Origin of the sequence: Corynebacterium sp., assembly GCF_022712195.1 — a bacterium.
Lineage (GTDB): Bacteria > Actinomycetota > Actinomycetes > Mycobacteriales > Mycobacteriaceae > Corynebacterium.
This window is the reverse complement of sequence record NZ_JALAGY010000034.1, coordinates 24153-33154: the sequence shown is the minus strand read 5'-3', so window position 1 is coordinate 33154 and position 9002 is coordinate 24153. Positions and strand designations below refer to the sequence as shown.

Genomic DNA, 9002 nt, shown 5'->3' with positions numbered 1-9002 from the left:
CGGGGCCGGGGGCCCGGCCGGATCAGGCCAGGTTGGCGGTGAGGGCCTTGTACTGGTCGGCGGCGGCCTCGGCCTGCTTGAGACCGTCGGTGTAGTTGTCGTTCAGGGCCGTGCGGTTGGCCTTGTAGAGGGACTCCAGCTCGGTGGGCACCTCGACGCCGTTGGCGGCGAAGGCCTCGGTGACCTTCTCCCAGACGCCGTCGATGGCGAGGGTGTCGGTCTGGCTGCTGAGGTCGGCGGCCGCCTCCTGCGGGTTGGAGGCGTAGTCGTTGCCGGTGGAGGCGCCCGGGGCGGAACGCTGCTCGGGGGCGGAGTTCAGGCCCAGCTGGGCGGAGCAGGACGGCCATGCGCCCCAGCCCTGGCCCTCGAGGACGCGCTCGGCGACCACGATCTGCTCTTCGCGGGAGGCCTGGTCGGCGGAGGGGGCGAACTCGTCGCCGCCGTAGCCGGACCAGGTGCTCGGGGAGAACTGCAGTCCACCCTGGAAGCCATTGCCGGTGTTGATGTGCCAGTCTCCGCCGGACTCGCACTCTGCGAGGCGGTCCCAGTCGGAGTCGGGGGCGGCGTTGGCTGCCGGAGCGGCGACGGCGCCGAGGGCCAGGGCGGCCATGCCGGCGACGGCGAGGCGCTTGGTGCTGAAGCTGCTCTTACGGATGGTGTGTCGTCCCATGTGGGGTGATTCCTTTCGGAGTCGTTGGTGCGGTGATCAGGTCCCGTGGGTCACCGCGGTGTTCATTGCTGGGACCCGACAGTAACGGTTTGTCACGATTGAGTCACGCCGATCGCCCGGATTCGTGGCTGTTCAGGCGCCCTGGCGCGGTGGCAACGTAATTGTGATCCGTGTCGTGGGCGGGGTGAAAACCACCGTTGCCCAGTGCGTTACCGTTCCGTGTCTCGAACGTTATCGAACCGTTATCTTCTGTGTGTGACCTTCATCACATCAGGGGGCGTGGCGGGGATGTCGGCCCCCGGGTGACCCGGGGTAAACTGGCGTACTCCCGGACCATGGGTAATGCCGTGTGCAACAGGCGTAACTCACGCAGCACAGGCAACACAGGTAACACGGGAAAGACATCCGTAGAGAAAGGACAGGCCGACACCATGCCGACCGGAAAAGTGAAGTGGTACGACCCGGACCGGGGATTCGGCTTCGTCTCCAACCCCGACGGTGAGGACGTCTACGTCGGGTCGCAGGTGCTCCCCGACGGTGTCACCGAACTGCACAAGGGGCAGCGTCTCGAGTACGACTTCGCCGAGGCCCGCAAGGGCCCGCAGGCGATGCGCGTCACGGTGCTGGACGACGGGCCCGCCCCGTCACCGCAGAAGGGACCCCGGGGTCACAGGTACAGCCCGGACAAACTGCACGAACTCGTCCAGGACACCGTGACCCTGCTGGAGTCGAGGGTGCAGCCGAGCCTGGAGGCCGGGCGCCGTCCCGACCGCAGGGAAGGACGGCAGGTCGCCGAGATCCTGCGCACCATCGCGCGCGAACTCGACAGCTGACCGGCGGCCGGCCGGGGCGGGGGTCACTCCCCGTCGACCGGTGCCGGCTCCACGCCGGTGTTGAACGCCCACACCAGGCCGTAGGGGACCTCCTCGCCGTCCTCCTCGCCGAGGATCAGGGCGTGGACCTCGACCACGCTGAGCCGGGCCCCCTCGCCCTCCCCGTCACCGGCGTCCGCGGAACCGTGGACGGTGACCTCCGTCCGCTCCCCGGCGGCCCAGGTGTTCTCCGTGTTCGCCGCCTGGTCGTCGAAGATCCGCAGCAGGGACCAGTCCTGGCTGCTGACCTCCTCCGGCACAGACACCGTGACCTCGTCGTCCGGGCCGATGTCGATCGTCGCCGGGTCAGACTCCTCACAGTCGCCGGTGAAACGCTGGCAGACGGAGTAGGGGGCGTACTCGGTCTCCTCGCCGGAGGCGTCGGTGACCGTGACCCGCAGGTCCTGGGGGTCCGGCCCGGGCCGGTTCTCGCTCCACCGCTGGTACCCCAGCACCGCGCCGGCCACGACCACGACCAGGAGCACGATCGCCCCGAACATCAGGTACTGCCTACGCTGGGCGGCCTTGCGCCGCTCCTTCTTCGTCTGCTTCTCGGTGCTCATTCGGTGGGGAACTCCTGTCCACGGGGGGCTCGGGGGCCGGGACCGTGCACCTGCTCACCGGGAACTCCTCGCCCGACCGATCAGGGCTCCCAGACCGACACCACGCGCCGCGGCGACGACATTGACGTACATCACTGTACCGACGAGGGCCAGCACAGCCATACCGACGGTGAGCTCGGGGGGAAGCAGGATCCCCAACGTCCCGCCGAGGACCCACGACAGCTGCAGCGACGTCTCGGAGACACCGAACGCCGACGCCTGCGCAGACGGGGCGAGACCCGACTGGATCGCCGCGTCCAGGCACACCTTCGACATGGCGCTGCCCAGGGAGAGCACCGCGGTGGCGACGGCGGCGGTGAGCGTCCCGTCCCACACCGAGGCGCACACCACCGACCCCAGTGACACCGCACCCAGCACCATCACGGCGGCCTGGGGGCGGGCGAACCGGATCCGGGACCCCAGCGCGTTACCGGCGAACGTCCCCACCCCGCCGGCGGCACCGACCGCGGCGAGGATGCTGAGCTGCCCGAACCCCGACAGGTGGTCGGACGACTTGGCCACGAAGGCGATGTAGATCGTCATGAACCCGGTGCCGCACCGCTGCAACGCGGTGGCCCACATGCAGGTCCGGGCGGCGTCGGGGAAACGCACCCGGATGGAACGGCGCCACCGGGTCACCACGGTGCCGGTGGGGTGGCGGCCGCGCCGGTCACCCCGCGGCTGGCCCTGCAGTGTCGTGACATCCGTTCCGGACACCTCCGGGACGAAGGGGCTCACGGTGACCTCGTCCTGTCCGCGCTCGGCGGTGGACGGGATCAGCGCGCACCCGTAGATCCCGGACAACGCCACCACCATGAGCAGCCACAGGGCCGCCTGCGGGTCGATGACGTAGGCGATCGCGGCGGCGGCACCGCCGGCGACCAGGGACCCGCCGACGTGCCCGGCGATCGTCAGGCGCGCATTGGCCCGCACCAGGTCCAGCCCGTCCGGGGCCACACGTGGGGTGACCGAGGACTTCAGCACCCCGTAGGACTTGCTGAGCACCAGCATGCCCAGCGCGGCAGGGTAGAGCACCCAGGAGTCGAAGTTCTGGAGCAGCACCGCGGCCAGGATCACCCGTCCCGCGAAGGTGAGGGACAACGCGAGACGGCGACCGGTGCGGATCCGGTCCAGGGCAGGGCCGATCAGTGGGGCGAGCAGGGCGAAGGGGGCGATCGTCACCAGAAGGTACGCGGCGACCGACGTCCGGGACTCCGCCTCCGCCGCGGAGAAGAACAGGGTGCCGGCCAGGGACACCGCCAGCACGGCGTCCACCGCGAAGTTCGCGATGGAGGTGTACATCAGCGCCGTCAGCCCCGACTCGCGGGCACCGTCGGCCCCCATCAGCCCCCACACCCGGTTGGCCGAGCGCGCCATCACCCCGTCACTTCTCACTGAACCGCACCTCGTAGAGCGTGTCCCACAGCTTGCCGGTCACCAGGAAGCCGTCGTCCGTGGCGTTCCGGGCGATGCCGTTGAGCACGTCGGCGCCGTCCCTGTCCCCGGCGGGCAGGTCGAGCTCGACCACCCCGGTGACCTCCCCGGTGGCCGGGTCGATACGCAGGACGTGGTCGGAGTGCCACACGTTCGCCCACACCTCACGCCCGTCCCCGGTGCCGGTGCACTCCAGTTCATTGAGCTCCTCCACCGGCTCACCGTCGAGCGTGACCTCCACGTCGCCGGTCCGTTCGAAGGAGTCCGGGTCGCGGAAGGTCAGGGTGGGGGAGCCGTCCGACATCACCAGCCGGTCCCCGTCGGAGCACAGTCCCCACCCCTCCCCGTCGTAGGAGGCGGTCCGGGTGACCTCCAGGGTGTCGGCGTCACGGGCGAAGGCGACACCGGACTTCCACGTCAACTGCCAGACGGTGTCACCGTGCAGGGTGGCGCCCTCGCCGAAGTGTCGCTCGTCGAGGTCCTCACTGACGGTGGGGGACGCCGCGTCGTCGACGGGTGCCCGGAAGATCCGCGACTCGCCGTTCAACCCCGTCGACACGAGCAGGTCACCGTCCGGCATGACCTCCAGCCCCTGGGTGAACGCCGAGGAGTCGAAAGGGTGCTCCGCGGTGACCTCGGCGGTGAGCACCGGCACCGTCGACGTGTCCGACACGGCGCCGGTGGAGTTCCCGTCAGCGGAACACGCAGCCGTGGTGACCGTCAGCACGACGGCGGTCAGGGTGGACACCGTAGCTGCGCCACGCGGCGGCGACTGAACGCGAGGGGACATGGGGTCCATGCTGCCACACCGCTTGCACGCAGGCCTGCCTGGTGCGATTCTTACTACCTATGTCAGAAAGCACCGGCGAGAAGACCGCCGCACCAGCCACCGGAGCACTCGACCGGTACTTCCACATCACCGCACGCCGTTCGACGGTCGGCACCGAGGTCCGTGCCGGTGTCGTCACGTTCTTCGCGATGGCCTACATCATCATCCTCAACCCGCTGATCCTGGGCACGGTGGAGGACGGCAACGGTGACGCGCTGGGAACCTCACGCGTCGCCGCCGTCACCGCGCTGGCCGCCGGGGTGATGACCATCGCCTTCGGCGTCTTCGCCCGGTACCCCTTCGGCATCGCCGCCGGGCTGGGCATCAACACCCTCGTGGCGGTCACCTTCGTCGCCACCGAGGGGCTCACCTGGCCCCAGGCTATGGGGCTGGTCGTCATCGACGGCGTGATCATCGTGATCCTGGCCGTCACCGGATTCCGCGAAGCCGTGTTCAACGCCATCCCGGACTCGCTCAAGGCGGCGATCGGGGTCGGTATCGGACTGTTCATCGCCATGGTCGGTGTGGTGGACGCCGGGTTCGTCCGCCGCGTCCCCGACGCGGCCGGCACCACCGTGCCGGTGTCCCTGGGGGCGGAGGGCTCCATCGCCTCCTGGCCGACGGCGACGTTCGTCCTCGGACTGGTCGTCTGCGGCATCCTGGTGGCGAAGAAGGTGCGCGGCGGCCTGTTCATCGGCATCATCGTCACCACCGTCTTCGCGATGGTCGTCCAGGCGCTCACCGGCGACTTCGGCGAGGGCAAGGGGTGGCAGATGGCCACCCCGGAGATCCCGGACTCCCTGGGTTCGGTGCCGGACCTCAGCCTCGTCGGCGCCGTCGACCTCTTCGGCGCCTTCGCCAGGATCGGCGCACTCTCGGCCTGCCTGCTGGTGTTCACCCTGGTGCTGGCGAACTTCTTCGACGCGATGGGCACCATGACCGCCCTGGGCAAGCAGGCCCGGCTCGTCGACGAGCAGGGCAACCTGCCTAACCTGCGCACCGCCCTGATCGTCGAGGGCGCCGGCGCGGCCGTCGGCGGTTCGGTGTCGGCGTCGTCCAACACCGTGTTCGTGGACTCCGCCGCCGGCATCGGGGACGGGGCCCGGACCGGTCTGGCCAACGTGGTCACCGGCGTGATCTTCCTCGCCGCGATGTTCCTCACGCCGCTGTACTCCGTGGTTCCCATCGAGGCGGCGGCGCCCGTTCTGGTCGTCGTCGGCGCGATGATGATGGGCCAGGTCACCGAGATCGACTTCTCCCGGTTCGAGATCGCCCTGCCCGCCTTCCTGACGATCGTGATCATGCCGTACACCTACTCCATCGCCAACGGCATCGGCATGGGCTTCATCGCCTACGCCGTGATGGCGCTGGTGACCGGCCGCGGCAGGACACTGCACTGGCTGATGTACCTGGTGGCGGCCATGTTCGTGGTGTACTTCGCCATCGACCCGATCATGGACGCGGTGGGGTAGGGGCATGCTGACCCCCGTGCCCGTCACCGACCCCACAGACCCCCGGCTCGACGACGTCCGGGACCTGAACTCCTCCGACCGGCGCCCCGACCTGCCCGGCGGGAAAGGACTCGTCGTCGCCGAAGGCAACCTGGTGGTGCCGCGGCTGGCGGCGTCCCGCTTCCCGGTGCGGCAGGTCGTCGGCTTCGCCCACCGCCTGGAACAGCTCCGGGACGCCGCCGCGGCAGACCCGGACGTGGCACGGGGTCTGGAGGGGGTGCCGCTCCTCGAGGTCACCCGCGAGGTGCTCGCCGAGGTGGCCGGATTCGACATGCACCGGGGCCTCGTCGCCACCGCCGGCCGGGTGGAGGAGCCGTCGGCGCAGAACGTGCTGGACGGCCTCTCCCCGGACAACCGGGTGATCGCCGTGCTGGAGGGTGTCGGCGACCACGAGAACATCGGGGCGCTGTTCCGCAACGCCGCCGGGCTCGGGGTGGGCGCGGTCCTGCTGGGCGCCGGGTGCGCCGACCCGCTGTACCGGCGGGTGGTGCGGGTGTCGATGGGGCACGTCCTGCGTACCCCCTTCGCGCACCTGGGCTCCCGCCCGACGACGTGGCAGCGTGGGCTGGCCGATCTGCGGTCCCGTGGATACCGGGTGGTGGCGATGACACCGAACACCGGGACGACCCTGTCCGAGGCGGTCGCCGGTGCCGGCAAGGTGGCGGTGATGGTCGGTGCGGAGGGGCCCGGACTGACCGAACACGCGATGCGTGCGGCGGATGTGCGGGCGAAGATCCCCATGTCACCGGGGACGGACTCGTTGAACGTGGCGACCTCGGCGGCGATCGGGTTCTACGCCGCGCAGTTCTGACGTCCGGCGGTCGACCGGACATCGCACCTCTGAAGATGCTGATGCAACTGTGACCTGGGGCTTTGTGCTGATTAGCAGATTATGGGGTGCGACGTCCGGCGCGGGCCGGTGACGCCGTCCGCGGAGGCCTACCGTCCGGCGTTGCGTGCCCGGCGGCGGACCTCGTCGCCGATCATGTGGGCCCCTGTCCGGAACAGCCGGACACCACCGCGCACACCCCGCCCCACCCCGGTCACCGCGGACAGCGCAGCACCCTTGAGCAGGTCGGAGGTGGCCCCGGTCGCCGACTCCTTGCCGTCGGCGTAGTCGTCGTAGCCGGGCGTGTTCGGGTTCACCGGACGCACCGGGCGGTGCGGCGCTGCGGAGGAACCGCCCGTCGCCGTCCGGCGCCCGGACCGGGCGGCGGCACGTCCGTCCAGGGCGAAGGCGCAGACCGGGATGTCGATGCCCTCGCGCTCCACCCGGAAACCGAGCCAGTGCTCCTCGGCCGCGGCGGCGAACTCGCCAGGCCGGAACGGCAGCTGGATCCCGGTGGCCTCCACGTTGCCCTCCCAGAACGGCGCCTCGAAAGGTTCCGGCAGCCCGGTGTCCTCGAGGATCTTGTCGCGGGTGGCGGTGAAGCAGCGCTTGAGCGACCCGCCCGACCAGTGCGCGAAGCCGCCGAGCCCGTCCGGGTCGTCCGGGGTCCGGCAGGTGACGTAGATGTCCGCCGCGGCGATGAGGTCCCGCAGGGGCAGCGGCACCTCGGACAGCAGGCCTGCGTCAGGCAGCACGGTCTGCACGATCGACAGTCCGGGGTAGCCGCCGATGTAGAACTCGCGCGGGCCCGGCGGGGCGGACCTGTTCATGTCGAAGTCGCCGATGTGCGTGGGGGAGGAGAAGTCGCCGAAGGCGGCCGACGAGCCCGCCTCCTGCGCCTCGAGACTGACGCCGAGCTGGGCGAGGTACTTGCGGGCGAAGCCGCGGTCCGGGGTCGGTTCGGAGGTGAGCACGTCGCGCGGGACCGCAGCCGTGGCGAACCAGAGGGTCACGACAGTGTCGGGTGAGTGCACCGTGGCCTACTTCTTCTTGTTCCGGCCGTTGGCCTTCGGGTTGGTCCGCACGCCGAGCAGGACGTCCTCCCAGTGCGGCGTCACGGCCTTCTTCTTGCGACGGGGCGCGTCGTCGCCGCCGCCGGCGGGGTGGCCACGGCGGCCGAAGAGGTCCACCGGGGCGTCTGCCGTCGGGTCGGAGCCCGGGTCCACCGGCGGGTTGTCCGGTCGGGTGGCGTCGGCTCCCCGGCCGGCGTCCACGGGGGTGCCGCCGACGCGGTCGTCGGCGTCGTCGTCCGTGGCGTAGTCGTAGTAGTCTTCGTCGGTGCCGTCGCGCCTGCTCGACGGGATCACCGGCGAAACGGTGCGGACCGGCCGTTCGAAGCGGGGGTCGATCAGGTCGGAGGCCACGGAGTTCACCGGTTCCGCGGTCGCCGGGCCGTCCTCACCCGGTACGAAGCGGAAGTCGGCGACGAACCGGGAGCCGCCCTCACGGTTCCCTTTCGTCCAGCTCACCGAGATGATCCAGTGGTCGGAGGAGTCCATGGCCGCGGACCACTCCGCCGCGCGCAGGCTCTCCCCGCGGGCGGCGAAGGCTCCGGCGAGGACCTCGCGCAGCGGGCTGTCGGTGGGGCCGTCGGCGCGCACCGGGTGGGCGTCCCGGGCCATCTCGGCGATGCGGTTGCGCTCCATCGCGATCGGCACCGCGAACGGGCGGACTCGACGGTCCTCCATGCCGGTGTCCGCCACGATCTGCTCCACGGTCTCGCCGTGCCGGATGCGGTCCTGGATCTCCTTGGGGCGCAGGTGAACGCGTTCACGTACCGGTGTGGGCGCAGGTTCGGGGGCGGGGGTCAGCACGGGTTCCGCAGCGGACCCGGCCGTCCCAGCGGACCCAGTCGACCCGGCCGTCCCTGCCACCCCGGCAGGGTCGGCGGAATCGGTGGAGTCCCCGGTGGCGTCGTCGGCGTCCTCCCCGTCGCCCGGGGAGACGGTGGCGGAGATGCCGAGGAACTCGGTCAGTTCGTCGGTGACGGGGAGGAAGAACTCCGTGGCACCGGCGTCGACCCCGGAGCCGTCCCCCGCGTCATCGGCGGCATTTTCGCCGGCGTTCTCGCCGGTGGCCACGCGGAGAACGAGGGACGCCCGGTCGCTGTCGTCTTTGACGAACCGCAGTTCCTGCATCGGTGGGACCTCCATCCACTGGGTGTTTTCCGCCACAGTAGCGCAGAAACCCCCGGG

General features: G+C 70.6%; 9 protein-coding genes. 3 read left to right on the top strand and 6 right to left on the bottom strand.

All coding sequences use genetic code 11. The annotated features are described in order from the left end of the window. Positions 1 to 22: 22 nt before the first annotated feature. Positions 23 to 670: a resuscitation-promoting factor Rpf1 domain-containing protein gene (locus Q0A34_RS04360; RefSeq protein ID WP_291478788.1), complete on the bottom strand. Its 648-nt coding sequence runs from the start codon at positions 668 to 670 to the stop codon at positions 23 to 25. Positions 671 to 1101: 431 nt separating this feature from the next. On the opposite strand from Q0A34_RS04360, the gene Q0A34_RS04355 reads away from it, so the two are divergent. Next, entirely contained in the window at positions 1102 to 1503 is a 402-nt protein-coding gene (locus Q0A34_RS04355; protein WP_291478787.1) for a cold-shock protein, read from the top strand. Between the two features lie 23 nt (positions 1504 to 1526). On the opposite strand, the gene Q0A34_RS04350 is transcribed toward Q0A34_RS04355, so the two are convergent. From Q0A34_RS04350 to Q0A34_RS04340, 3 genes are read right to left on the bottom strand one after another with little or no spacing between them, the layout of a single operon-like run. Then, positions 1527 to 2105 carry a DUF2771 domain-containing protein gene (locus Q0A34_RS04350; protein WP_291478786.1) on the bottom strand — a complete coding sequence of 193 codons (579 nt, stop codon included), beginning with the start codon at positions 2103 to 2105 and terminating at the stop codon, positions 1527 to 1529. Positions 2106 to 2159: 54 nt separating this feature from the next. Then, positions 2160 to 3539, bottom strand: coding sequence for an MFS transporter (locus Q0A34_RS04345; RefSeq protein WP_291478785.1), 1380 nt, complete (start codon positions 3537 to 3539; stop codon positions 2160 to 2162). Next, positions 3529 to 4368 (bottom strand): glutaminyl-peptide cyclotransferase, encoded by an 840-nt coding sequence (locus Q0A34_RS04340; RefSeq protein ID WP_291478784.1) that lies wholly within the window; start codon positions 4366 to 4368, stop codon positions 3529 to 3531. The genes Q0A34_RS04345 and Q0A34_RS04340 overlap by 11 nt, the downstream gene beginning before the upstream one ends. A gap of 59 nt (positions 4369 to 4427) precedes the next feature. On the opposite strand from Q0A34_RS04340, the gene Q0A34_RS04335 reads away from it, so the two are divergent. Continuing rightward, entirely contained in the window at positions 4428 to 5879 is a 1452-nt protein-coding gene (locus tag Q0A34_RS04335; protein ID WP_291478783.1) for an NCS2 family permease, read from the top strand. Between the two features lie 4 nt (positions 5880 to 5883). Continuing rightward, complete coding sequence (locus Q0A34_RS04330) at positions 5884 to 6729, top strand: RNA methyltransferase (RefSeq protein WP_291478782.1); 846 nt, start codon at positions 5884 to 5886, stop codon at positions 6727 to 6729. A gap of 128 nt (positions 6730 to 6857) precedes the next feature. On the opposite strand, the gene Q0A34_RS04325 is transcribed toward Q0A34_RS04330, so the two are convergent. Beyond that, complete coding sequence (locus tag Q0A34_RS04325) at positions 6858 to 7760, bottom strand: hypothetical protein (protein ID WP_291478781.1); 903 nt, start codon at positions 7758 to 7760, stop codon at positions 6858 to 6860. Positions 7761 to 7787: 27 nt separating this feature from the next. Next, the gene (gene sepH / locus Q0A34_RS04320; RefSeq protein ID WP_291478780.1) at positions 7788 to 8960 is read right to left on the bottom strand and encodes a septation protein SepH; all 1173 of its coding nucleotides are present in this window, start codon (positions 8958 to 8960) and stop codon (positions 7788 to 7790) included. Positions 8961 to 9002: the final 42 nt, after the last annotated feature.